The sequence below is a fragment of the Marinococcus sp. LNHM5E3-2.1 genome, from assembly GCF_056034365.1.
Genome location: NZ_JBQLIB010000001.1, coordinates 801,982 through 826,367, shown reverse-complemented (window position 1 = coordinate 826,367; position 24,386 = coordinate 801,982). Strand labels below are relative to the sequence as shown.

Sequence of the window (24,386 nt, the reverse complement as noted above, 5' to 3'; positions counted from 1 at the left end):
GACGCAGTCATGGCAGAGATCAAAGTACCAGAACTAGGCGAATCCGTTACAGAGGGAACAATCGCAGAATGGTTAAAAAAACCAGGGGACAAAGTCGAACAGGGAGAAAACATCGCTGAACTTGAAACCGATAAAGTGAATGTGGAAATCCCATCGGAGAAAACTGGTGTCCTCCAGGAACTGTTAAAAGAAGAGGGCGACAACGTAGAAGTCGGCGAGGTAATTGCCGTAGTGGACGAAAACGGTGAAGCCGGAGGCGGAAGCTCAGAAGAAAAAAGCTCAGAGGAAGCAGCTCCGGAAAAGGAAAGCGAAAAAAAGCAGGAAGCTTCCAAAGAGCCGGCAGCTGAAAAACCGGAAGAAAGCACGAAAGAAGAATCGAAAGAAGAATCCCCGGCAGACCGGCCGGTTGCGTCTCCTTCTGTACGCAAATACGCTCGCGAGCAGGGCATTGACCTGAATGAAGTGTCCGGGAGCGATCCGAAGGGGCGCGTCCGCAAAGAAGATGTGGATAATGAAGTAAAAGGAAGCAGCAAAAAAGAGGAAAAACAGCCTGAGAAGCCTGCTGCCAAAAGCGAGAAGGATGAATTCGAAGGCAAGCCGGTGGAACGGGTTAAAATGTCCCGCCGCCGTCAGACGATCGCGAGCCGGCTGAAGGAAGTCCAGCAGGAAACAGCGATGCTGACGACGTTTAACGAAGTGGACATGTCAGCAATCATGGACCTGAGAAAACGCCGGAAGGATACGTTCCAGGAGCAGCACGACGTGCGCCTCGGATTTATGTCCTTCTTTACGAAGGGTGTTATTGCAGCACTGAAAAAATACCCGCTGCTGAATGCGGAAATTCAGGCTACAGAAGTGATCAAAAAGCAGTTCTACGATATCGGCATGGCTGTTTCCACTGACGATGGCCTCGTCGTACCGGTAGTCCGGGACGCCGATCGAAAAACGTTTGCTGAAATCGAACAGGAAATTATGGACCTTTCATTAAAGGCCCGCGATAATAAATTAACCTTGAAAGATCTTCAGGGTGGTACCTTTACAATCACAAACGGCGGCGTTTTCGGTTCGCTGCTGTCGACACCGATTCTGAACGCTCCGCAGGTAGGTATACTTGGAATGCACACGATCCAGTGGCGTCCGGTGGCCATTGACCAGGATACGATGGAGAACCGGCCGATGATGTATACGGCTCTTTCCTACGATCACCGCATCGTGGACGGAAAAGAAGCAGTAAGTTTCCTTGTAACGCTGAAGCAGCTGCTTGAGGATCCAGAAAACCTTCTGCTCGAAGGATAATACAATATGATCAAAGCCCGCTTTCCGGCGGGCTTTTTTCTTTGCAGAAACGCAGAAGGTATGATTTCTGGCAGTGCCAGCCCGACGATAAGAAAACACACATTTTTTGATATTTCGCGATAATCTCTGATTTTCAGCCATTTTATCGTAAAAATAGAGATGAAATGAAAATAAATGATTTTTTCTTCGTTTAACGCTTGCGTTCCGTTTCTATCTATTGATATAATCACATATGTGATCGTTGAGAGAACACGATATACCAAGGAGGGATAGTATGAGCAATATTAAAATGGACCGAAAAACAGCTGCGCGTATTAGAAGAGATGGAGGCGTAGTTACGCTGGACCCATTTTATTTTTGGAATCAGAAAAAAGACAAAGGCCCAGTCGATACAGTAGTACAGGTAGGCACACCTGCTGAAACTGCCATGTATACGCGTTACCAGTTTGAAGACATCTCTGTGTACGTCCATGAACGCCTGCAGCTGAAAAAAGAATTGCGCCTATTCCTCCATGGATTTGGTCCGTTCGAACATCTCAACTGCGCGGGAGTGAAACGATTCAGCAAACCACAAAAAACAGCAGATGCTGTTTCCTAATAAGTTGAAGAACGTCCTGGCAGCAGGGCGTTTTTCTTATCAAAATTAATTAATTTCACATACTGTATTAAACAAAAAAATAAAAATCTGATATAATAAAACCAAACATATGATCCGGTTTTTAATCCGGCAGAGGAGAATGTTCATGAGCCTACAATTTTATCTTGGGCGTTCCGGGACGGGTAAGTCCACCGCCATGCATCGAGAAATTAATGAAATGATTACCCGTGATCCCAATGGACCGCCAGTAATTGTTATTACCCCTGACCAAATGACTTTTCAGGTAGAACAGCAGCTTGTCCGCCTGTCGGAAAAAGGGATGACAAGAGCCCAGGTCTACAGCTTTCCGCGACTTGCGTGGAAGGTTTTTCAGGAAACAGGTGGAGCGGCCAAAACCGCGCTTCAGAAAACAGGCAAACAGATGCTGATTCGTAAAGTGATCAGTGAACAGCGCAAGCATTTTCGGCTGTATGAAACGTCGAGCTATACGGACGGCTTCATTGACCAGGTGGATGAAGTAATTACAGAATGGAAAACCCACAATGTGTCCAAAGCAGCTATGCACGATATGGTGGAGGGGCTGGAAAAAAGCGGGGCAACCGGGGCTGATCGTATTCTGACAGCGAAGCTTCAGGATCTTCTGCTGATTTGGGAAGAGATGGATAAGGTCATCGGGGACCGCTACATTGGAAGCGAGGAGCAGCTGTTCTGGCTGACTGAAAAAGTGAGTTCCTCTGCTTACATTGCAGAAGCAGTTATTTATATTGACGGCTTCCACCGCTTCACCCCGCAGGAGCTGTCGGTAGTTGAGCAGCTGCTTCAGTACTCGCAGGATGTGCGGATCGCATTGACGCTCGATGATTTGACGAACAAGGAAGACGCACATCCGGCTCCGGATATGTTCAGACAGACAGCAAAAACATATTACCAGCTGAGCGCGCTGGCAGAAGACCATGCTGTATCGGTGAATAGGCCGTACTGGTTTAATGGCGGCACGACAAATAAACACGAAGCACTTCAGCATTTAGAGAGGTTCATGGAAAACCGTTCCTATAAAACTAGTTCGGGCGGAGATGCTATTACGGTTAAAAATGCGGTCAACCGCCGGACCGAAGTCGAGGAATGCGCGCGGGATATTGCAGCGCTTGTACGGGATCATGATTACAGGTATGAAGACATTGCCGTCGTAGCCAGAAATCCGGGGGACTATAATCATATAATTGAGACCGTATTTCAGGATTACCGGGTCCCGGTGTTTGTGGATGAAACGCGTCCGGTGCTGAATCACCCGGTAGTGGAATTTATCCGCTCGGCGCTTGAGACCATTGCAGAACGGTGGAGATACGAGTCGGTGTTCCGGACGTTCAAAACAGATATGCTGTTTGATGTGCATGAGTCCTGGCCAGAAGCGAGAAAACAGGTGGATTTCCTGGAAAATTATGTACTCGCGCGAAACGTCAGAGAAAAAGACTGGAAAAGCGAAGAACAGTGGGTCTACCGGTATCATGCCACAAATGTAGAGGACGACTGGGAGCATAAAGATAACCACGAGATCGAAAGAGATATTCATCAAACAAGAATGCGGCTAAGCGCCCCGTTGTTCTCCCTGCAGGCACGACTAAAAAAAGCCCGTACTGTGCGGGAAAAAGCGGGGGCCTTGTTTACATTTTTAGAGGAGCTCCGGATACCGGAAAAGCTCGAAATGATGCGCGATGACTGTCTCAGGCATAACCGCCTGGAAATGGCAAGAGAGCATGAGCAGATCTGGGACATGACCGTAGACCTGCTTGAACAGATGGTAGAGGTGGCCGGCGATGATAAAGCAGGTATGCAGACCTTTCAGCAGATGATGGAAGCAGGCTTTACGAAAGCTACTTTTTCGATTGTACCTCCTTCTCTGGACCAGGTAACCGCGGCTGATATGGAACGTTCGCGGCTGCTCGGTATTAAAGTGGTCTACCTGCTCGGCGTAAACGAAGGCATACTTCCGGCTGCCCTTGAAGAAAGCAGCATGCTGCAGGAGTCCGACAGGGCCTGGCTGGAGCAGCAAGGCGTTGAACTTGAAGAAAGCGGGGAGGCAAAGCTCCTGAATGAAAACTTTCTCATTTACCGCACGATGAGCCTGCCCTCCGACAGACTGATTGTCAGCTATCCGATGGCTGATGAGGAAGGAAAGCGGCTCCAGCCTTCAATCGTCATCCAGCAGCTGCTCGACATGTTTCCGGACCAGGCGCCGGTGCTGATTCAAAACGAACCAGGGGGTTACAGTAAAGATGGACAGCTGCATTTTGTGAATGCCTCCATGAAAACGATGAGCTTTTTGATTGGGGAACTCGAACGCTGTAAACAGGGAGAAGATGGGGCTGATCTTTGGTGGAGTGTGTACAATGTTTTTGTCAAAAACAACCGTTTGGAAAAACTGACGAAAAGCCTGTTTTACCGTAATGAGGCAGTAGCGCTTTCCAGGGAAACGACCCGGGAACTCTACGGCCGGAAAATGAAAACGAGCGTATCGCGGATGGAGCAGTATGAAGCCTGTGCTTTCCGGCAGTTTGCTTCATACGGGTTAAAGCTGAAGGAGAGGCAGCTGTACAAGCTCGAAGCACCGGATATTGGCCAGCTGTTTCACGCAGCTTTAAAGGACGTAACAAAAGCCGTCTACCGGGACGGGCGGACGTGGGAGGAGCTTTCCGAGCAGAACGCCCGTGATTATGCTGAAGAAGCGGTGCATGAACTGGCTCCGGCTATTCAGCGCCAGATTCTTTTAAGCAATTCCAGACACCAGTATTTACTGAAAAAGCTCGAAGAAACCGTGCAGCGGGCCTCAATGATTCTGAGCCAGCAGGCGAAATCCAGCCGGTTTTCGCCTATCGGACTTGAAGTAGGCTTTGGACCGAGCGAAGAAATTCCGCCTCTCCTATTTGAGTTGGCTGACGGAACCCAGATGGAAGTAGCGGGAAGAATTGACCGCGTCGACCAGGCGGTGTCAGACAGCGGGGTGCTGCTGCGGGTGATTGATTACAAGTCCAGTTCCAAGGACCTGCGTCCGGAAGAGGTGTTTTTCGGACTGGCGCTGCAGATGCTCGTCTATTTGGATGTAGTGCTCTCCTTCTCCGAAGAATGGCTCGGAACGAAAGCAGATCCGGCCGGCGTACTGTATTTCAACGTACACAATCCTATTATTCAGGCGGGAAGATCATGGTCTCCCGAGGACATTGAACAGGAGATGATGAAGCAGTTCCGCATGAAAGGCATTCTGCCGGATGACCCCGGCATCGCCAAAATGATGGATGAACGACTTGAGGCGGGCGCCGATTCGTTTATCGTCCCTGCGCGACTGAATAAAGGTGGAGGGTTTAATAAACAGTCACCGGTCGTTTCAAAAGAACAGTTTGAGCGTCTTCGCGGCCATATTCGTGACAAAATCCGCCATATCGGCGAACAGCTGAGAGCAGGCGATACGAGTATCCAGCCTTTTCAGATGAAACAAAAGAAAGCATGTGACTACTGTGAATTTCATTCTGTATGCCAATTTGACCGCGGATTTCCGGGCAACGAATTCCGGAGCTTTCGGAGCGGCGGCATGAAATGGGAAACGCTGTTCCAGGAGAAGGAGGAAAACGATGAGTCTGAGGACCATTCCTGAAAAACCAACAGACGCCCGCTGGACGGAGAGCCAGTGGGAGGCAATACACGCGGAAGGATCTAATATTTTAGTTTCTGCCGCCGCAGGGAGCGGGAAAACCGCTGTGCTCGTGGAGCGGGTTATCCGGAAAATCACCCAGGCAGAAGCCCCGGTGGACGTAGACCGGCTTTTAATCGTAACGTTTACAAACGCAGCCGCTGCTGAAATGAAAACAAGGGTAGGCAAGGCGCTCGAGGAAAAGTTAAAAGCAGACCCTGCCAATCTGCATATCCGCAGACAGCTGGCATTGTTAAACCGGGCGTCCATCTCCACGCTTCACTCTTTCTGTATGAACGTTATCCGAACGTATTATTACCTTGTGGATGTGGATCCGCAGTTTCGTATCATGGACCAGAATGAAGGGGCCATGATTCAGGAGGAGCTGCTTGAGGAGCTGCTCGAGGAAAACTATGCGGCCGAAAATAATGACGATTTTGTTTTGCTTGCCGATCGGCTGAATAAAGACCGGAGCGATGATTCGCTTCGTGAAGCAGTGCTGCGTCTGTTTCAGTATTCCCGGGCACACGCGGATCCGGCGTCATGGCTGCAGGATGTGGCTGAACAGTACCGTACAGATGGAAGCAGGTCGATCGAAGAGCTCCCGTGGGGACGTGAAATGATGCAGCAGGCAGAGACTGCTCTGGCCGGTGCTGTGCTCAAATACGAAAATGCGATTGCAGCTGCCGGACAGCCGGACGGCCCAAAAGTAAACCTTGGGCTTCTTCAGGAGGAGCTCGATACGTGCCGGAGGGCTCTCGAAGCCGCTACGTGGAAAGACATGCAGCAGACGCTTGCCGGGTTCACCTTTAAAAAACTGGCCAGCAAAAAGGAGGAAGACGCGACGCCGGAGCGGCGGGAACAGATAAGAAACAACCGGGACGGAGCCAAAAAGGTTATTCAGAAGCTTCAGGAGGACATGGTGGCGGAAAACCCGGAGGATGCGTTAAGCGATATTGCGGATCTTTACCCATCAGTACGGGAGCTCTGTCAGCTCGTGCAGACGTTCAGCGAGCGGTACTACCAGGTGAAGCAAAAGCGCGCCATGATGGACTTTTCCGACTTGGAGCACACTTGCCTGCAGATTCTGGCTTTTGAAGAAGCGTCGGAACATTACCGCGAATTTTTCCAGGAAGTGCTCGTGGACGAGTATCAGGATACCAACTTTGTGCAGGAAAAAATCGTCACCCAGCTTTCCTCCGGTGATAACCTGTTCATGGTCGGAGACGTCAAACAGAGCATTTACCGTTTTCGTCTGGCAGAGCCGGATCTGTTTCTGGAAAAATTCAAGCGGTACGGGGAAAGCGATGACGGGGAACGAATTATGCTCGATAAAAATTTCCGCAGCCGCAGGCAGGTGCTTGATGCCGTTAACTACTTATTCCGCCAGCTGATGGATAATGACCTTGGCGGCATTGCCTATGACAGCGAGGCAGAGCTGAAGTGGGGCAACGATCAATACCCGGACCTCGGGGACATAGTGACCGAGGTGGCCGTAATTGATCAGGAGGATGTCGTCGAGAATGATCCTCAGGCAGCGGAGCTGACCAACGCCCGGGCGGAGGCCCGGTGGATCGCGCAGGCAGTCAGCCATTCGATGCAGAACGGCTGGGTGACCGATCAAAAGACGGGTGAAAAGCGCCGGCCGGCGTACCGGGATCACGTGATTTTAATGCGCTCGATGCCATGGGTGAATGAAATGATGGAAGAAATGCAGGCGTACGGCATACCGGTATACGCAGAAGTGTCCGGCGGGTATTTTCAGGCAGTTGAAATTCAGATTATGATTTCCCTGCTGCAGATCATTGATAATCCGCTGCAGGATATTCCGCTCGCCTCTGTGCTCCGCTCGCCGATTGTCGGCTGGGATGAAGAGATGCTCGCAGAAGTGCGGCTGGAGGACAAAAATGCCTCCTTTTATCAGTGCGTGGAACTGGCCGCTGGCGGCACCTCCAGTATGCAGCCCCAGGCCCAGGCGTTTCTGGAACAGCTGGAGGGCTGGCGCAGCCGGTCCAAATATGAGCCGCTGTCAGAGTTTATATGGGCACTGCTCGAAGAAACCGGCTACCTGGACTTCTGTTCCGGCCTGCACGGAGGTAAACAGCGGCGGGCGAACCTGCTTGCGCTGTATGACCGTGCCCGTGTGTATGAATCGACGTCGTTTCGCGGCGTATTCCGCTTCCTTCGTTTTATTGAAGGCATGAAAAACCGAAAGGAGGATTTGGGTACTGCGCGGGCGCTTGGGGAGCAGGAAGATGTTGTGCGGTTTATGAGCATTCATAAAAGCAAGGGACTGGAATTTCCGATTGTTTATGCTGCCGGACTGCAGAAGGGCTTTAATGTGCAGGATCAGCGGCAGCCTCTTCTGTTTCATAAAGAGCTTGGCATCGGCATGAAATATGTCGATCCAAAGCAGCGTGTCAGCTGGCCGACACTGCCGCATGCGGCGATAAAACACCGCATGAAAACGGAAAGCCTTGCTGAAGAACTGCGTGTGCTGTACGTTGCGTTTACAAGGGCAGAGGAACAGCTGATTCTCGTAAGCTCGATGCAGCGGGTAGAAAAGAAATTTGAAGAATGGGAGCAGAAAAGTGCCCAGGCCGGAAACACTCTTGAACTGCATGACCGCCTGGAAGCACAGCACGCATTTGACTGGCTGATGCCTGTTTTGTTGCAGCACGCGCAAGTCGACCCGTTAGAGCAGCAGACCTCAAAGAACCTGTCCGATCATTCCTCCTGGAAGGTTCATATTATACCGGCCTCAAACCTGCAGATCGGGTCAGTGCAGGAGGAGACGTCAGCGGAGGACTGGATGCAGGCGGTAAAAAATAAAGAAGAGGTGCCGGCGGGAGAGGAATGGGACGAAGAAGTCAGGCGCCGCATGTACTTTCGATACCCTTTTGAGGAAGATACCCGACATGCGGCCAAAATTTCGGTGAGCGAATGGAAACGGCGCTCGGAAGACCCCCAGGCGGAGCAGCGGCATGCCGTTACCTTTACCTCCTCCTATGCACGAAGGCCGTCATTTATGATGGAAGAAGCCGTAAGTCCGGCAGAAAAAGGAACCGTTCTTCATATCGTCATGGAGCAGCTTTCCTTTACAGGCGTCCCGGACGAAGAACGGGTGCAGCGGCTGCTTCGCAGACTGACGGACGAGGAATACATTACTGCCGCCCAGGCGGAAAGCGTTGACACCACTGCAGTCATTGCTTTTTTCGAAACTGAATTGGGCCGGCGCGTCCTGGCTGCCGAAGCAGTTCAGAAGGAGGTTCCTATTACAGCTGGAGTAACCGGGAGCGGCCTTGAGAACCGGCAGCTGCTTCAAGGAATTGCAGATCTCGTAATAAAGGAAACAGACGGCCGCTGGGTGCTGATTGATTATAAAACGGACCGGGTGCAGTCCCGGTTCCCGGGAAACCCCAAGCAGCAGCAGGAATTTTTGCGGGAACGCTATCAGACCCAGCTGGACTTATACCGCTCATCCCTTGAGAGCATATGGGGAACGGCCATACCCGAAGTATACATTTTTGCCTTCGACGGCATGCAGACCATTTCAATGAACGGCCGATAAGAGAACGAAAGGAGGCAGTAGTTTATGCGCTTACTGCACACCGCCGACTGGCATTTAGGACGGACGCTTGAAGGGCGTTCGCGGCTCGAAGAACAGCAGGCAGTACTTGATGAAATCATTCAGATTATCGAAGAAGAAAATATTGATGCGGTCCTGATGGCAGGGGATGTGTTTGACTCCGTCAATCCGCCTGCGGCTGCAGAGGAAATGTTTTACGAGGCAATGGCCAGGATGAGTGGTAATGGACGGGTTCCGGTCATCGTTATTGCCGGTAATCATGATCATCCGGAACGGCTGGCGGCCTCGCGGACGCTTCTGCAAAAGCATGGCATTCATTTACGCGGATATCCGGGCATCGACCCGGTGATTGTCCCGTTTTCAGAGGAACGGCTGTACGTGCAGACGCTTCCATATCCTTCGGAATCGCGGCTGAAGCAGGCATTTATGCAGGAGGCAACAGAAGTAGATCTCCGCGAGGCCTACAATCAAAAAGTGCAGGAGATTTTTCAGCGGCTTGCATCTTCCCGGCAGGCGGGGGATACGCTTGTGGGGATGAGTCACCTGTTTATCGCCGGAAGCGATGCCAGTGATTCCGAACGACCGATTGAAGTTGGCGGGGCGTATACTGTGACTGCCGACAGCCTCCCCGAGCACGCAGTTTATACGGCTCTCGGCCATATGCACCGGCCCCAGGATGTACGCGGAGCAGGCGGGCCGGCGAGGTACTCCGGTTCCCCGCTTGCCTACAGCTTTTCTGAAGCAGGACAGCAGAAGTCGGTGACGATTATTGACACAAACGACCACGAGAAGGAAGCCCGTATTTCTACTATTCCTTTAACGGCGGGTAAGCCGCTCAGCATATGGAAAGCAAGAAACGGACTCGCAGAGCTTCAGCAGTGGGTGGAGGAAAAGCGGGACTGGAATGCATGGGTAGAGGTGGACGTGTACGTGGAAAACCAGCTGTCCATTGAAGATATTCATGCCCTGCGGACAAAGCATACGGGCCTTCTGACGATTCGTCCGGTGTATTCGCGGCAGGAGCTTGAACCTGTGGAAAGTAAAAAACATATCCCCATCGATCAGCTGTTTGAACGCTTTTATGAAAAGCAGTCCGGCGGAGCAGTGCCTGACCCGTCGGTGACCAATCTCTTTTTAGAACTTATTCAGCAAGAGGACGGATAAAATGAAGCCATTACAACTGCAGATACAAGGACTGCACAGCTTCCGACAAAGACAGACGGTAGATTTTAAAACGCTTTGTGAAAACGGGGTATTCGGTATTTTCGGTCCGACCGGCAGCGGAAAATCATCGCTGCTCGATGCCATGACGTTAGCCTTATACGGAAATGTAGAGCGGGCTTCCAAAACCGAAGGAATCATGAATCAGTCAGAAAACGAGCTTCGCGTCTCCTTTACGTTTTCGCTCGGCCCGTCGGTGTATCATATCGAGCGGCACTATAAACGCACCGGGGAAGCGACCATGGCAGGAAAGCTGTGCCGATTGACTGATCAGACCGGGGAACCGGTAGTGCTTGCAGAAAAAACAAAAGCAGTCAATCAGAAAATCGAAGAACTTCTTGGCCTCACCCTCGATGATTTTACCCGTGCGGTCGTACTTCCTCAGGGGAAATTTGCCGAATTTCTCCATCTCGGAGGCAGCGACCGAAGCAAAATGCTCGAGCGGCTTTTTCATCTCGAGCGGTACGGCAATCAGCTGATCGCCTCCGTAAAATCCCGGAAAGCATCTGCCGAGCAGGACGTACATAACATCGAAGCAGAACAGCAGGGACTCGGCCCGGCTTCCAAGGAGGATCTAAAAAAAGCCCGGGAAGAGCATGCCCGTTGGATTCAGCTTGTTCAAAAGCAGCAGAAGCATGTGGAGGAGCGAAGGAAACAGTACGAAGAAGCGAGGCAGAAGTTTCACTGGACCGAAGAGCTTAAGCTTTTGGAAGCTACCATGCGGGAATGGGAAGAAACGAGACATACAATTGAACAAAAACGGCATACATTAAAAGAAAACGAAATGTATGAAGCGCTGTATCCTTACGCGGACAGCCTTCAAAAATCAAGGCAGGAGCACGGGGAGCAGGAACGCGACTTAGAAGAAAAACAAAAGGCGTACGAAGAGGCAAAACGCAAAAAACAGGAAGCCGGAAAAAAAGCAGAGCAGAACGAAAAACGATGGGAAGAGGAAGAGGGTCTGCTTCAGCATTGGCATCGCCGGTTCGAGCAGATCGAAACGCTTGAAGCTGAATATCAACGGCACAATGAACTGGAGAAACAAAAGCTTCAGGAGGTCGAAACACAGCGCAGATTATACGAGGAAGCCTCCGCTCAGGTGACCGACCTGCAAAATAAAGAGAAGGAAGCGCGTGAGCTGCTCGAAAAGCTCAAGCAGGAATATGCCGATGCCCGGCAGAAAGAAGAGCACCTGCCGGATATGGGGGAGGCTTCGTCGGAAAAGCAATGGCTGGATGCCCTTCATCAGCAGCTGAATGAACAGCTTGCCGGGGAAGCTGCGGCTAAGGAAAAATTGGCGGAAACATTTAAAGAAACCAATGAGGCAGAAAAAGAAAAACAGGCGCTTCAGAAACGCACGAAGGAGACGGCGCATAATATCTACTACTGGTATAGCCGGGCGGCCGTGCATATCCGGCTTATTGAGCAGGAGTTAAAGCGTTTTGAAAAAAAGCAGCAGGCTGAACAGAAGCGGCAGCTGCATGCGTTGGCAGAAGAACTAAAAGACGGAGAAGCGTGCCCGGTATGCGGAGCTTTAGAGCACCCGGCCCCGGCTGCCAGCCCGGAAGAAGAAGCAGAGGAGCATACAGAAGAAGAAATCGAGGCATTGCGTCAGTGGAAAACGACCTGGGAGCATACGAAAGTTGGCCTCCAGCATGTGGCTTCATCGCTTTTGTACAGAGAAGAGCAGAAAGAAGAGGATCACCCGGAGGAGACAGAGGAAAGCATCGCGTTTGCCCGCTGGGAAGCAGAGATGAAGACGATCGACCGGCTAAAGGAGCAGACGCAGGCAGTGAACCGTTCCTGGGAAGAGTGGAACCGGTGGAAAGACCGGCTTTCCGTGAAAGTCTCCGAGCAGGAAGCAGAGGTTAAAGAACAGGGAAATAAGCTTGAACAGCTCCAAAACCAGTGGCAGGAGAAAAAAAACCAGTGGGAACAGACATTCACTCCTCTTCGCCTGGACCAATTTGATGAGGAATACAGACGGGCGAAAGAGCGCAGGGAGACCATTAAAGGTATCCAGGAGCGCATTGATAACGGCCAGAAATATCTGGGGGAAAAAAGGGACGAACGAGCTGTCCGGGAACGCCAATTTTATGAGGTCAAAAGCCGGGAGGCCGTTGCCTCGTCAGAATGGAAGCAGACTATAGAAGCCAGGCAGGAAGCGGAACAGAAGCTGAATGAACAGCTTGGGGGAAGGACCAAGCAGGAATGGAAAGACGCGGTGGACAAGCGGGAGGATGCGCTTAAATCAGAAAAAGAAAAGCTGCAGGAGCTGCAGAGAGAAGCTGAAAGAGCATACGAGCGCACGAAAGCCTCAAGCAAAGAAAGCGCTGAATCGCTGCAAAAATCTGAAGTTAAACGAAAAGCAGCCGAAGACGAATGGCTCCGCCAAAAACAGCAGAAAGGCTCAACTGTTTCTCCAGAAGAGGTACTTGCCTATTCGTTATCGGAAGATCAAAAAAGAGAGCTGCAGCGTCAGGTAGAAGAGTTTGACACGAAACAAAAAGAATTGCGGTACGAACAGAAGCGGCTGCAGGCAAAGCTTCAAAACGAACAGGTGAACGAAGAGGCATTTAATAAAATAGAGCAGCAGTACAACGAAGCTTCGGATGAGTGGGATAATTACAAAGAAACACTCGGCGGCATCAAAGAAAAGCTTGAAGATATTGAACGAAAAGTAGAACGTTATCAGGAACTTGAACAAAACCGGATCGAGAGACAGGCAGAAAAAGAGCGGCTGGCAGATCTCGATCAAATTATGAAGGGAAGAAAATTTGTCGAGTTTCTGGCTGAAGAACAGCTGATGCAGGTGACAAGAGAAGCCTCCCAGCGGCTGCATGCCTTAACGAGAGGTCGCTATGCAATTGAAGTAAACGAGCAGAATGCTTTCGTTATTCGTGATGATGCAAACGGAGGAGTGTACCGTCCGGTTTCCACGCTCTCCGGAGGAGAAACTTTTTTAACCTCCCTTGCTCTTGCCCTTTCGCTCTCAACATCCATTCAGCTGAAAGGGCAGTATCCGCTGGAATTCTTCTTTTTGGATGAAGGATTTGGCACGCTTGATCAGGATCTGCTCGATACGGTAATGGAGGCTCTGGAAAACCTTCACGGGGAATATTTATCGGTTGGGGTTATCAGCCACGTGCCGGACATGCAACAGCGTGTGCCAAAACGGCTGATGGTGACTCCGGCAAGCCCTGGAGGTGATGGATCGACTATCATGATGGAAACGATGTAGTCCCTGAGAAATCAGGGGCTTTTTTATAGAAGAAAAAAATTTCATTTACTGTAATTTAATGATTTTAAAATTCACAATAAAAAACACCCGCCAGTATAGACCGGCAGGTGCGAAAACGTCATTTTATTGATTTTGAGTACTGTTCTGGTTGTTATCTTGATTACCATTTTGCTCCATGCTGTCAATTACATTGGAGTGATCAGCTTCAAACACGAGGTGTTCTCCGTTTTCCACAATGGCATCTTTGTTTTGTGTATCCTTCGTCAGCTGACGGAAAATCCGCTCACGATGGAACGCGCTTTCGACCGGACGAGGTGATGCTTCAAATACCCGGAATGGCTGCATCTCGAGATGAGCTGTACCATCGGAGGCGAGAGAGTAGTTCGCGATAACGCTGTCTCTCGTTCTTGTCCAGCCCTGGTCAAATACGAAGTTACCAATGGAGTGCATGATGAATGTATCGTTGTATACTTCCGCAGACTGAAGCACGTGCGGGTGAGTTCCTACAATAACGTCAGCACCTGCATCAGCGATGGCTTCTGTCATTTGACGCTGACGCGTCGTCGGCGTACTGTCGTACTCCTGACCGAAGTGGACGTTCACAATAACCAGGTCCGCCTCTTGATCAGCCTGCTGCACAGCATCAATATAAGCACTCGGATCCTGACTGGTGGAAATTCCCGGGGAATTTGGGCCAGCTTGTTCCATGTTCGCATACGTGATATCGTTTACGCCCAGAGTTGCCACATCCATGCCGTTGTGCGTGCTCAACGTATAGCCGTGGGCCTCATCCTCATTGGTACCGGCACCAACGATATCGATGCTGGAATTTTCAAATGCCTGCAGGGTTTCATTCAAGCCTTCATACTGGTAATCCATCATATGATTGTTCGCCAGATTAACGGCGTCAAAGCCGGCATCTTCCATTCCCTCAATTACTCCTGATTTCGAAGAAAGGTTAATAATCTTATCGGCTTCTTCGGTTTCATCCGGATTATCTACAATTGGGTTTTCAAAATTACCAAGTGTATAATCAGCAGCTTCGAGCGTTGGTTTTGCATATTGGAAGAGTGACTCGTATCCTTCCTGCTCGGCGACTTCCTCTACGTGGCGGCCGGTCATCATGTCGCCGACCATAGCAGAAGTAAAGATGGTATCCTGCTCCTGCTCATACTCGCTTTCAGCAGCAGAGGGTTCTACAACACGGATCAGGGTCATTGCCACCAAACAAATGATAATGCCGAGTAAAGCATGTTTACCAGCTTTCCGCCGCTGGCGTTTGGTATAGGCTAAATATTTTTCTTTGAAGTTTAATAATCGCTTGGCCATATGTAAGAACCCCTAAATTAAATAGTATAGCGTGATGATTACAAATGTCGCAGCGGTCAGAACCAGTGTACTTGCTACGGTAGGGACGACGCCCTGGCGCTGCATCGCGTTTGCAATCAATCCCGGTACGATAACTCCGAGACCACGAAACTCGTATATTTCAAAAGGCAGGATAGGGTAAAAGTAGTCAAAGATTAGCTTTAATACAATCCCTGTAGACAACATGGCCGCAAATTTCCGGCGTCCGTAAAGAATCATAATACGGGACAATCCGTGGGCAACAATCAAATACGTTAGAAAACTGATAAGAAAAATCGTTAACAGAAAAACAGGCTGATCAAAAACAATTGCCAAATAGCCGGGCGCAATCAGCCCGGCCGGCATAATTCCTGTCTTTTCTGCGTATATCAAACTAATAATAACTCCTACGACTAATGCGATATAAAGATCTGTACCAAACAATGTTACATGGCCTCCTCGCCGACTTTACTAATGAGTGTTTCCGGTGAATCATAAAGTTTTTCCATAAATTCTTCAGCAGCACCGTGAATGTTTCCAATTCCGAAAATAAGTGAATGGGAAGCTTCCCGTTTTACCCGGGCTAAAATGGCATCTGCATCTTCGCCTTCCAAATTGATAACGGAATTAAATGGCAGTTCGCCCTGGTCAAAAGCCTGGGTGATTGGGCGCACGCTTCCGCCGATAAGAATTAGTTTCTCTGCCGGTAAATAAGGCAGAACATACTTTGTGAATTCTTCGGTCCGGTCTACCCGGTCTTCACGACAGTTCATAATGATAATTGGGTTGTCGGTCATGTAGCTTGACGAACGCACACGTGACCAGATCTCAAGTGTGGAGCGGGCATCGTTTGCCGCAAAGCCGTTCACGAAGTGGGAACGTTCCCGGCTGCCGTCTTCAAGAGTAACGATTCGAAGAGCACCAGGATCCGGATTGGCATTAAGCATACCGGAAAGAGCCGTGCGCTTATCGATATCAACCGCGCGAGCTACAGCGAGGGCTGCAGCAATGTTTTCGGGGAAAAGCATATAATCGAATTTGTCGATAAAGCCGTCCGGAATTTCCTCCGGATTGGCAAGATACACTTCTGTATTTCTTTTTTCGGCTATTTCACTGAAGTAGTGGAAGTAAGGGCCGTTGGACAAAATAAGTTTGCCATTGTATGGAATCGTGGAGCTGAATGCTTCTGCTACGTATTTCAGCGTTGGGCCAAGAGTTTCCATATGGTCTTCGAATACGTTTAAAATAACGCTGACGTTTGCCTGGAGGAATTTCTCCTGCAGTACGCGCTGATAATCCGGATTGATCGCCATGCATTCACTGACAAATGCATTGGATTCAAGACTTGAAGCATGCTTCAAAATCTCTTTCTGTTCCCGGATATTCGGCCCCTCGAGTGAACGCTCGATGGGCTTTTCCGTTCGGTCCCAGTAAATTGTCCGTGCCTGTGTTCCTGTCGTTTTTCCAACTACTTTGTAATCAGCCTCGCTCAGCATCCCCGTAATCAGGCGGGTTACTGTTGATTTGCCGCGAATGCCGTTCACATTAACGCGGAGCGGAATCTGCTCGACCCTTTTCTGGTGCCGGCGCAGTTCAAAAATGCCTACTGCCGCGATCGCTATACATGAACCGTATAATAATAACATCCGACGCTTTACCTCCTTGGTACTCTCTAATATTGTCTCCCTTTGAATGTCAAATAACACCAACAGTATTCCATACCCGCTTCTGTCCAGAGTAATCGTCTCATTGCAAGCGTAGAGTGTCTCTCGTGTTCAAGAGACACTCCTGCAAACAATGCCTTTACTAAGACGCTAATTTAAGAAAATAGTTACTGTGTATTTGTATTTTCTTGCGTTTCTGTTTCCGGCGGGGTATTTAATGCGTTGTTGATTTCAAGTTCTTCGGTCGTAGACAACTCAGCATCCACCTTAAAGAAATACATAAACAGTACTAAAGCAAACAAAAAGAGGTAAGGGCCGATTTTCTTTAAAATGTTCACATTCACTTCTCCTTTATTGAGTCTGAGCAGAGCCTCCACGGCGCTGGTCAATGATACCCTGCATCTCTTCATCGTCGTAATCTTTAATCAGTGCCGTGACGTTTCCGAAATAGGAAGGGCCTTTGTCCGGGGCTATAAAGTAGCGGTCCCCGTATTTGTTATTGATTTCTTCAATAAGTTCAGCATTTTCTGCCTGATCGCCATTTTCTACTGCCAGTGTTGCCTGGCCTTCCACAACGTCCACAAAGGAACGGTTTGCTGCGAAAGCTTCCTCGTAGCTCTGGTCAAGGTATTCCATGCGGAAGATAACTTCTGCCATAACTACTGGGATTCGTGATCCGCCCGGGGACCCAACACCCATTACTGTACCTTCCTCAGGGTCCTGAATGATGGTCGGAGCAATAAAGCTTCTCGGACGCTTGCCAACTTCGATATTGTTCGGAGAAGACTCCGTTTCGTTATAGTTGTTCAGCTGGTTGTTTAAAAACATACCGCCGGACGTCTGTCCGCTGCCAAAGAAATTACCAAGCGTGTTTGTAAGAGCTACTGTGTTTCCGTCTTCATCCATCACATTCACGTGGGTGGTACTTGAGTGGGTGATGGTATTTTGTCCGTCGGAAGACTCGTACCCTACCTCGGTTTCAAGTTCTTCGGTATCAAGGCGCTCTTCCCGGACATTTTGTGCCAGATCGTCGATTGTACCCTCACTCACGTATTCCTCAGTGGTGGTTTCATTAAACGCCGGATCTCCTAAGTTTTCAAGTCGCTGATAATAAGCTTCCCGTGTAATGGCGCTCATCGTGTGAATATAATCCGCTTCATTACCCTGCAGCGCTTCGCCGATATTCAGGCGCTCGCCCATGCCAAGCATTTGGATTAAAGTCACGCCGGAAAGAGGGGAAGGAGCGCTGTAAACGTTTTGCCCTTCAAATGTTCCCTGAGCCACATCCGGCGTCTGCACATTATACTGTTCGAGGCTCTCCGGGGTTATGTGTGAATAATCGGTGGTCAGCTGCTGAGAAATAGCTCCATCTGCACTGTAAAAGCTCTCCGGCCCCTGCTCCTGAAGCGTGCGGAGCGTCTGGGCGTATTCTTCCTGGACGAGTGTATCACCTTCAGTAAGAATATTTCCATTCTCATCGAAGAAGTCAGGAGAGTTTTGTTGATTTAACCTCGGTTGAGCATAATACATGCGGCTGGCAAGATAGCTATTAATCTCATAGCCATTCTCAGCATAATCAATAGCCGGTTCCATCAATTCAGCGAGCGTAAATTGACCGCTTCCCTGGTCTTCGTGCAGAGCAGCCATGCCTTTGACAAAGCCGGGTACTGCTGCGTTCAAAGCCCGGTTAGTGGTGGAAGCTTCCTCCCGGTAATCATATACTGAAGGGTCGGCGTTTGGTCCATTCATCACAAGAGCTGAACCGCCGCCACCAATGCCGGAACCGTATGGTTCAGTTACCGTTAGGGCGAAGGAGGTAGCAACTGCAGCATCCGCTGCGTTTCCTCCCTGTTCAAGGATTTCCATTCCGGCATCTGTGGCGAGTTCGTTATCCGTACTGACTCCGTATCCTTCATAGTCGGATCCGGAGGCTATGTCACTCGAAGCACCTGAGCTGGAGTTGGAATCGTTTTGAGCGCTTTCTTCTTCTGAACCGGAGCCGCTTTGGTCGCTTCCTCCAAAATTTGTTACTCCTACGTAAATGAGTAGTCCTGCAACGACTACCGCAGCAAGTATGTACGTTATTTTTTGTGCATTCACGGGTCGGGTCAAACTCCTTTCTGGATGATCTAAGTAGTTTTTGAACGTCATTTGACTCCGCCAGCGTCTCATCTATTGACGACTAATCTATAATAAAGGCATTTATACTGAAAAGAAAGGTTAGGAAGACCTAATGGTTTTCAAAAATTTCTCAGCCCTATGACAGCGAAAAATAGATGGAAGCATGGCGCTGGCATCCTGGGTTGAATGCCGCCTGACAATTCGGGCATCGATGATCAGCATGAAGATAAGCAGACACGCTCATAGTGTGCCGGCACCTTCCGCACAAAACTGCCTCTTCGGCAAACAATGAAGAGGGCCATGGTTTAATGGGGTGGCTCTCACTTTCTTCATGGCAGGCGTGGCAGCTGTACCAGCGGCCGCAGCAGTAAAACTTCATGGCAACAATATCGACAGATGTATGATAATGGGCGCATCTTGTTTCTTCATCTAAAGAAACGCCTCGAACTTTCACCTTTGAACAGCTCAAAAACTCATCTCCTTATATTAACACTCTCTATCGTATTCTAACAGTAAAAGTACGATTTTTACGAGATGTTTTAAAAGTATGAAAATAAGGTATAAATAAAAGCATTCTCAATTGAATGCATCAAAGAACATTGTTTGAATTTTCTTTCATTTTATCGACAATCGCTTTCGATTATGATATATTTATTTACACACATGGACGAATGTATATCGTGGGGAGTGGTAGGCGAACCAAACGGTGAAACGAGATTTTAAGGAGGCTATAAAATGGAAGTACAGGAAAATCAAATGACATTCGTTCAGGAAAAGGCGAAAGAATTGTCAAATGCGATGGAATTAAGAGGATGGGCCAGTACAAAACTTGTCCCAACTCCTCCGTATGGATATACGTTAGTAAGTATGACCGGCTGCCGGGCCTGGTTCGGAAAACGCTGGGGCATGATTAATGATGATAGGGAAAACTTCCTGAAAGTGGTACTTGATATTCCTAAAGGAAGAACTTCCATTGAAGATGTAAGTAAACGCCTGGATCTCGATATTGTGCACGGTAACGAAGGGAAAACCGGCGTAGAAATGATTGACAACCGGGACCGCCATACAATTGTCATCTATCTGTTTAAAGAAACGCTAGAGCAGACTTCCTTCCGCGACAGCGAAACCCTTGAACTTATCAGTGACGTACGACGCTGGTCCTGCCTGTAAAAATTTAAAAATTTCTTTTAAACGCCCGCATTTTGGGCGTTTTTTTATGCTGATGTGCATATGATTCGATAATTGGGTCTGTTTTTTCTATACTTAAAAGCGAACAGAAAAGCAGGACAAAGGAGCCCACAAGATCGATGAAAAATATTCATGTTGACGTAAAAGCATACAAAGGAACCTACGCAGACATCGGTTATCAGCAGGGCCGCTACTTAAAACATACACCGCTTGTTCGCTACCATTATAATGAACGTTTGAAGCGTTCACTCGCAAAATTTGAGGTGCCGGTGGAAGACGTAAAAAAACTTTATCAGCTGTATGTACCCGGTTTATGGGAAGAATTAAAGGGGCTGGCCGAAGGGCTCGAATGGTCGTTTCATGATGTGCTCCATGAGTTCAGCGGTTATCAGGCATCGAAGGTGCGCTCCGGCTGCAGCGGACTAATGGCAAACGGCATGTACATTCGAAATTATGACTACCTGCCGAGTACGTATGAAGGGCGGTTTTTGTTCACAAAGCCAGTCAATGGACCAGCTACAGCGGGGTTTGCCCAGCGGATTATCGGCCGATCGGATGCAATGAATGAATACGGTCTTTCTATCGGGTATCATTTCGTCCACCGCATTAAGCCAAAACCCGGAATTGTCTGCTCCAACCTGCTCAGGATTGTACTTGAAACGTGCCGCACTACAGGAGAGGCGGTACGGCTTCTGCAGGAGCTTCCGCACCGGCACTCGTTCAACTACTCCATGATGGATGCCTCCGGAGAGAGCGCAGTAGTGGAAGCGTCTCCCCGGGGTACAGCTGTGCGTCCTGGAGGGGAAGTAGCGTGCACCAATCATTTTAACGTGCCGTCCATGCAGGAGGAAAATCGCCACTTGATGGGCAATTCCCGGGAACGTGAAGCCCGCATCCGCTCCATTGACTGGGAGCATGAAACAGCTTACAGCGCATTCGCCCGCTTTAATCATGATACCGACTCCATTTATTCGAATGACTACGAGCATTGGTCCGGCACTATTCATACAGCCCAGTACATTCCCGCGGAAAAAAAGATATACGTTGGAATCGGCGGAAACCGGTATCCGGTGCTTCTGCCGTTTGCGGGATGGCTGAACGAAGAGCCGCTGCGTATCACGAAGATCCGGGGGGCTGTGGATACGGACATGCCTTTTTCCTTCGAATGGTAAATAAGCCACGGCGAATCTGAAAAAAGTAAGGGAAAACAGTAGGAAACACTGGAGCAAGATGTTATAATATTTTAAAATATGCTCGAAAATAGTAGAAAGACGGGGTGCAGCATGAAAGCGTATCGTCGCAAATTCTTTTATCTGCCTTTACACCAGGAGAAGATGGAACCAATGAGTATGGATCGTGTCCGCCAGGCAGGCTTTGATATCGTTATTACGCGGGACGATCTTCCATACATGATCAGCTTCTGCCGCGAATGGCGCTCGTATTTTGAAGAAAAAGCAAAAAGTGTTCAATCCGTGTACCGTCCGTACGTGGAGGACGCAGCTGCTTTTTTTGACGATCAGGTAGAGCAGATGACACTGTGCACATCTCCGCATCACGGCACTGATAAATATATTTTACCGCTTACAGAGATGGTCAGTTCATTAATGCTCGCCTATGACGCATTTGACCGCGTTATGGATGAATATCATCATATGCCTGCACATTTTGAAACAGCATTGAAATATTACCGCCAGTTTAAAATGAAGGTAGACACAAATAAAGCTCAGTTTATTTTAAATCACTTACCGGATCTCCGCTTAAGTGTAGAGTAAATTTGATGCTATGTAGAAAACCCTGGCGAATGCACCAGGGTTTTCTAATTTTACTGCTTTCGAATTTCGTAACCGCTTTCTTATTGCAGCCGGACTAACCTGACTGACAATTGAGAAATTACACAATTTTTAAGCATAAAAGGAGATAGTTATTTACTTCATGCCCTCCTTTTGATACATTAACTTTGATCTATTCTTTATGGATTAGATCAATCTTACATACATGGTGGTGGGTATATGAACATATTATGGGGATTGATGGGAATTGTTTTTGTTTTGTTTTTAGCTTTTTTACTATCTTCCCGCAAAAAATCAATCCGTTTTCGTCCTGTACTCGTGGGGCTTTTGTTCCAGCTCGTATTTGCGTTTTTAGTGCTGGGATCCACGTGGGGAAGCACTGCGTTTGAGTGGCTGGTCGTCCGCGTGCAGAACGTGATCGACTCTGCCCAGGAAGGGTACATATTCCTGTTCGGGGAAGACATTACGGAGACCGGCGCGTTTGCGTTTACCGTGCTTCCGGTTATTATCTTTTTCTCCTCGCTGATCGGCATTTTGTACTACATCGGTGTCATGCAGATAATTATTAAATTTATCGGCGGTATACTTTCCGCACTGCTGAAAACGAGTAAAGCAGAATCCATGTCTGCAGCAGCCAACGTATTCGTTGGACAGACGGAAGCACCGCTTGTTGTCCGTCCGTTTCTGCCGAATATGACAAAGTCCGAGCTGTTCGCTGTTATGACCGGGGGGCTCGGGTCGGTAGCCGGCTCGGTACTGTTCGGTTATGCAGGACTAGGTATTCCATTGGATTATCTGCTTGCAGCAAGCTTTATGGCTGCGCCGGGCGGTCTGATTATCGCAAAGGTGATTTTCCCGGAACCGGATCTCAGCCTCACCACGGATGAAATTAAAGTGGAAAAGGATACTGAGTCCCACAACGTGATCGACGCAGCAGCGCGTGGAGCTTCTACCGGCCTGCAGCTTGCCTTGAACGTCGGGGCGATGCTGATTGCGTTTGTCGCTTTGATTGCTCTTGCAAACCTTCTGCTGGGAGGCTTTTTCGGACTCTTTGGAGCAGAAGGTATTACAATTGAACTGCTTCTTGGATATGTATTCGCCCCAATCGCCTTTATGATTGGTGTTCCATGGAGTGAAGCTCTCCAGGCGGGCGGATTTATCGGCCAGAAGCTGATCCTGAATGAATTTGTCGCCTATGCGAACTTTGCACCGGAGATTGATTCCTTCAGCGAAAAATCCCAGGCGATCATTACCTTTGCGCTTTGTGGATTTGCGAACCTTTCATCCCTTGCCATCATTTTAGGCGGCTTCGCTTCGCTGGCGCCGACGCGTCGCAACGATATTGCCCAAATGGGACTGAAAGCAGTAGCAGCCGGGGCTTTAGTATCGCTCCTGAGTGCATCGATTGCCGGCATGTTCGTACTGTAAATTCAGAACCATCGCAGGCGCTCCTTTTCGAAGGGGCGCTTTTTTGTATCAATTACGGCGTCGCAGCAGGTGATATGCTACAATAAAAAAATACTCAAATGATTAGGAGGCCTACCATGATCCATGAGCAGTGGAAAAACAGTGAAACCCTAAAATATGTGACATGCCGGCATGCTGAAGCCGCCAAATACAAGGTCGACAGCGTGCTGACCCCGGGGAAGCAGTACCCGGTGAAAAACGAAACGGATGAATTCATTTTCATTATCGATAATACCGGGCGTATCGGCGGGTTTTATAAAGACTACTTTGAAGAAGCGTAAAAAGGAGCTGCAATCACTGCAGCTCCTTTTGGTTTACATAATGTAATTATGAGAATTAGAAGAATCAGCAGCAACGACCGAAGACACCCAGGAGGATAATCGTTCGGAGAGGAAATCCCGGTCAGCATCAAGCGTCGCTACGTGATAGGAATGCTCAAGCCATTCAAATGACTTGGAAGAAGAAGAAAGATTTTCATGTATAGCGACTGCATTTGCCGGAGGCACAACATGATCAATCCGTGAGGCTGCGACAAACGCCGGGCATGAAATAGAAGGCACCTGAGGGCGCACGGCGGCAGTTAACTTAAGAAGCGAATATACCGACGCTGTCGGCACATACGAATACGTAATTTCTTCTTCCTGAGGAGTCCGGATATCAGGTCGCTCTTCTTCAATGAAAGCAGAGGACGTCTGCGTAACTGCACGCTCCATTTCCGGAACGTCTATGGCTGGGTTTATTAAAGCAATCCCGGCAGCATCCTGAAAAAAAGCAGCGGTGTGAAGGGCGAGAGTTCCTCCCATGGACTGCCCTGCAATGAAAACCCGACTGTGTTTAGCGCGAAGCGACCGGTACGCGGTATGAATGTCTTTGATCCAATCCTGGTGCGTAAAGCGTCCAAGATCTTGATAGGAGGTGCCATGGCCCTGTAGTCTGGGAGCATAAACAGTAAAGCCGTTTTGGGCCAACTGGCGGCATACATACTGTACGCTCTGCGGGGTGCCTAAAAAACCGTGACAGACCAGTACAGCCGTTTCACCACCAGGAAAATAAAGTGATTCAGCGCCAGGAAGCACCCGGGGAACCTGAGGCATGAACATTTCCTCCTTTAAAGTTAACTATTCTGATTAATTTACTAAGGATTATTATAGCTTTAGAAATGAAGTTTGTCAATTTGAGGAG

Annotated in this window: 18 protein-coding genes; 11 read left to right on the top strand and 7 right to left on the bottom strand. The window is 49.0% G+C overall.

Going from position 1 to position 24,386, the window contains the following annotated elements:
- Positions 1 to 9: 9 nt before the first annotated feature.
- The 6 genes from odhB to ACTRXH_RS04215 all read left to right on the top strand — a co-directional run bounded on the left by odhB (position 10) and on the right by ACTRXH_RS04215 (position 13,627).
- Positions 10 to 1,296, top strand: coding sequence for a 2-oxoglutarate dehydrogenase complex dihydrolipoyllysine-residue succinyltransferase (gene odhB / locus ACTRXH_RS04240; protein WP_474280726.1), 1,287 nt, complete (start codon positions 10 to 12; stop codon positions 1,294 to 1,296).
- Between the two features lie 274 nt (positions 1,297 to 1,570).
- Positions 1,571 to 1,894, top strand: coding sequence for a hypothetical protein (locus ACTRXH_RS04235; RefSeq protein WP_322525069.1), 324 nt, complete (start codon positions 1,571 to 1,573; stop codon positions 1,892 to 1,894).
- A gap of 145 nt (positions 1,895 to 2,039) precedes the next feature.
- Entirely contained in the window at positions 2,040 to 5,540 is a 3,501-nt protein-coding gene (addB, locus tag ACTRXH_RS04230) for a helicase-exonuclease AddAB subunit AddB (protein ID WP_474280724.1), read from the top strand.
- Positions 5,518 to 9,147: a helicase-exonuclease AddAB subunit AddA gene (addA, locus tag ACTRXH_RS04225; protein ID WP_474280722.1), complete on the top strand. Its 3,630-nt coding sequence runs from the start codon at positions 5,518 to 5,520 to the stop codon at positions 9,145 to 9,147. The genes addB and addA overlap by 23 nt, the downstream gene beginning before the upstream one ends.
- Positions 9,148 to 9,171: 24 nt before the next feature.
- A complete protein-coding gene (locus ACTRXH_RS04220) occupies positions 9,172 to 10,329 on the top strand; it encodes a metallophosphoesterase family protein (RefSeq protein WP_474263447.1) in 1,158 nt (385 codons plus the stop codon).
- Between the two features lies 1 nt (position 10,330).
- Entirely contained in the window at positions 10,331 to 13,627 is a 3,297-nt protein-coding gene (locus ACTRXH_RS04215) for an AAA family ATPase (protein ID WP_474280720.1), read from the top strand.
- A gap of 123 nt (positions 13,628 to 13,750) precedes the next feature.
- On the opposite strand, the gene ACTRXH_RS04210 is transcribed toward ACTRXH_RS04215, so the two are convergent.
- From ACTRXH_RS04210 to ACTRXH_RS04185, 6 genes are all read right to left on the bottom strand, one after another.
- Entirely contained in the window at positions 13,751 to 14,956 is a 1,206-nt protein-coding gene (locus tag ACTRXH_RS04210; protein WP_474263443.1) for a CapA family protein, read from the bottom strand.
- A 12-nt stretch (positions 14,957 to 14,968) separates the two neighbouring features.
- Positions 14,969 to 15,418 (bottom strand): poly-gamma-glutamate biosynthesis protein PgsC, encoded by a 450-nt coding sequence (pgsC, locus tag ACTRXH_RS04205; protein WP_022792185.1) that lies wholly within the window; start codon positions 15,416 to 15,418, stop codon positions 14,969 to 14,971.
- Between the two features lie 2 nt (positions 15,419 to 15,420).
- The gene (gene pgsB, locus ACTRXH_RS04200; RefSeq protein ID WP_474263441.1) at positions 15,421 to 16,620 is read right to left on the bottom strand and encodes a poly-gamma-glutamate synthase PgsB; all 1,200 of its coding nucleotides are present in this window, start codon (positions 16,618 to 16,620) and stop codon (positions 15,421 to 15,423) included.
- 185 nt (positions 16,621 to 16,805) lie between these two features.
- Complete coding sequence (locus ACTRXH_RS04195) at positions 16,806 to 16,976, bottom strand: hypothetical protein (RefSeq protein ID WP_462866930.1); 171 nt, start codon at positions 16,974 to 16,976, stop codon at positions 16,806 to 16,808.
- Positions 16,977 to 16,989: 13 nt separating this feature from the next.
- Complete coding sequence (locus ACTRXH_RS04190; protein ID WP_474280718.1) at positions 16,990 to 18,738, bottom strand: gamma-glutamyltransferase; 1,749 nt, start codon at positions 18,736 to 18,738, stop codon at positions 16,990 to 16,992.
- A gap of 157 nt (positions 18,739 to 18,895) precedes the next feature.
- Positions 18,896 to 19,213, bottom strand: a complete 318-nt coding sequence (locus tag ACTRXH_RS04185; protein ID WP_474263435.1) for a CHY zinc finger protein — start codon at positions 19,211 to 19,213, stop codon at positions 18,896 to 18,898.
- Between the two features lie 281 nt (positions 19,214 to 19,494).
- Between ACTRXH_RS04185 and ACTRXH_RS04180 the strand changes: the two genes are divergently transcribed.
- The 5 genes from ACTRXH_RS04180 (at position 19,495) to ACTRXH_RS04160 (ending at position 23,485) form a co-directional block, all read left to right on the top strand.
- Positions 19,495 to 19,929, top strand: a complete 435-nt coding sequence (locus tag ACTRXH_RS04180; RefSeq protein ID WP_474263433.1) for a hypothetical protein — start codon at positions 19,495 to 19,497, stop codon at positions 19,927 to 19,929.
- 137 nt (positions 19,930 to 20,066) lie between these two features.
- Entirely contained in the window at positions 20,067 to 21,119 is a 1,053-nt protein-coding gene (locus ACTRXH_RS04175; protein WP_474263431.1) for a C45 family autoproteolytic acyltransferase/hydolase, read from the top strand.
- A gap of 171 nt (positions 21,120 to 21,290) precedes the next feature.
- Positions 21,291 to 21,719 (top strand): hypothetical protein, encoded by a 429-nt coding sequence (locus ACTRXH_RS04170; RefSeq protein ID WP_091610979.1) that lies wholly within the window; start codon positions 21,291 to 21,293, stop codon positions 21,717 to 21,719.
- 237 nt (positions 21,720 to 21,956) lie between these two features.
- Positions 21,957 to 23,165 carry a NupC/NupG family nucleoside CNT transporter gene (locus tag ACTRXH_RS04165; RefSeq protein WP_474263429.1) on the top strand — a complete coding sequence of 403 codons (1,209 nt, stop codon included), beginning with the start codon at positions 21,957 to 21,959 and terminating at the stop codon, positions 23,163 to 23,165.
- Positions 23,166 to 23,281: 116 nt separating this feature from the next.
- Positions 23,282 to 23,485 (top strand): DUF6501 family protein, encoded by a 204-nt coding sequence (locus ACTRXH_RS04160; protein WP_322525057.1) that lies wholly within the window; start codon positions 23,282 to 23,284, stop codon positions 23,483 to 23,485.
- 33 nt (positions 23,486 to 23,518) lie between these two features.
- On the opposite strand, the gene ACTRXH_RS04155 is transcribed toward ACTRXH_RS04160, so the two are convergent.
- The gene (locus ACTRXH_RS04155) at positions 23,519 to 24,298 is read right to left on the bottom strand and encodes an alpha/beta hydrolase (RefSeq protein ID WP_474263427.1); all 780 of its coding nucleotides are present in this window, start codon (positions 24,296 to 24,298) and stop codon (positions 23,519 to 23,521) included.
- Between the last annotated feature and the right edge of the window lie 88 nt (positions 24,299 to 24,386).

Coding starts and splice junctions, on each gene's coding strand:
- ACTRXH_RS04165 (WP_474263429.1), top strand. CDS start 21,957: ATGAACATATTATGGGGATTGATGGGAATTGTTTTTGTTTTGTTTTTA.
- ACTRXH_RS04220 (WP_474263447.1), top strand. CDS start 9,172: ATGCGCTTACTGCACACCGCCGACTGGCATTTAGGACGGACGCTTGAA.
- odhB (WP_474280726.1), top strand. CDS start 10: ATGGCAGAGATCAAAGTACCAGAACTAGGCGAATCCGTTACAGAGGGA.
- ACTRXH_RS04160 (WP_322525057.1), top strand. CDS start 23,282: ATGATCCATGAGCAGTGGAAAAACAGTGAAACCCTAAAATATGTGACA.
- ACTRXH_RS04175 (WP_474263431.1), top strand. CDS start 20,067: ATGAAAAATATTCATGTTGACGTAAAAGCATACAAAGGAACCTACGCA.
- ACTRXH_RS04235 (WP_322525069.1), top strand. CDS start 1,571: ATGAGCAATATTAAAATGGACCGAAAAACAGCTGCGCGTATTAGAAGA.
- ACTRXH_RS04170 (WP_091610979.1), top strand. CDS start 21,291: ATGAGTATGGATCGTGTCCGCCAGGCAGGCTTTGATATCGTTATTACG.
- pgsB (WP_474263441.1), bottom strand. CDS start 16,620: ATGTTATTATTATACGGTTCATGTATAGCGATCGCGGCAGTAGGCATT.
- ACTRXH_RS04210 (WP_474263443.1), bottom strand. CDS start 14,956: ATGGCCAAGCGATTATTAAACTTCAAAGAAAAATATTTAGCCTATACC.
- addA (WP_474280722.1), top strand. CDS start 5,518: ATGAGTCTGAGGACCATTCCTGAAAAACCAACAGACGCCCGCTGGACG.
- ACTRXH_RS04180 (WP_474263433.1), top strand. CDS start 19,495: ATGGAAGTACAGGAAAATCAAATGACATTCGTTCAGGAAAAGGCGAAA.
- addB (WP_474280724.1), top strand. CDS start 2,040: ATGAGCCTACAATTTTATCTTGGGCGTTCCGGGACGGGTAAGTCCACC.
- ACTRXH_RS04215 (WP_474280720.1), top strand. CDS start 10,331: ATGAAGCCATTACAACTGCAGATACAAGGACTGCACAGCTTCCGACAA.
- ACTRXH_RS04155 (WP_474263427.1), bottom strand. CDS start 24,298: ATGCCTCAGGTTCCCCGGGTGCTTCCTGGCGCTGAATCACTTTATTTT.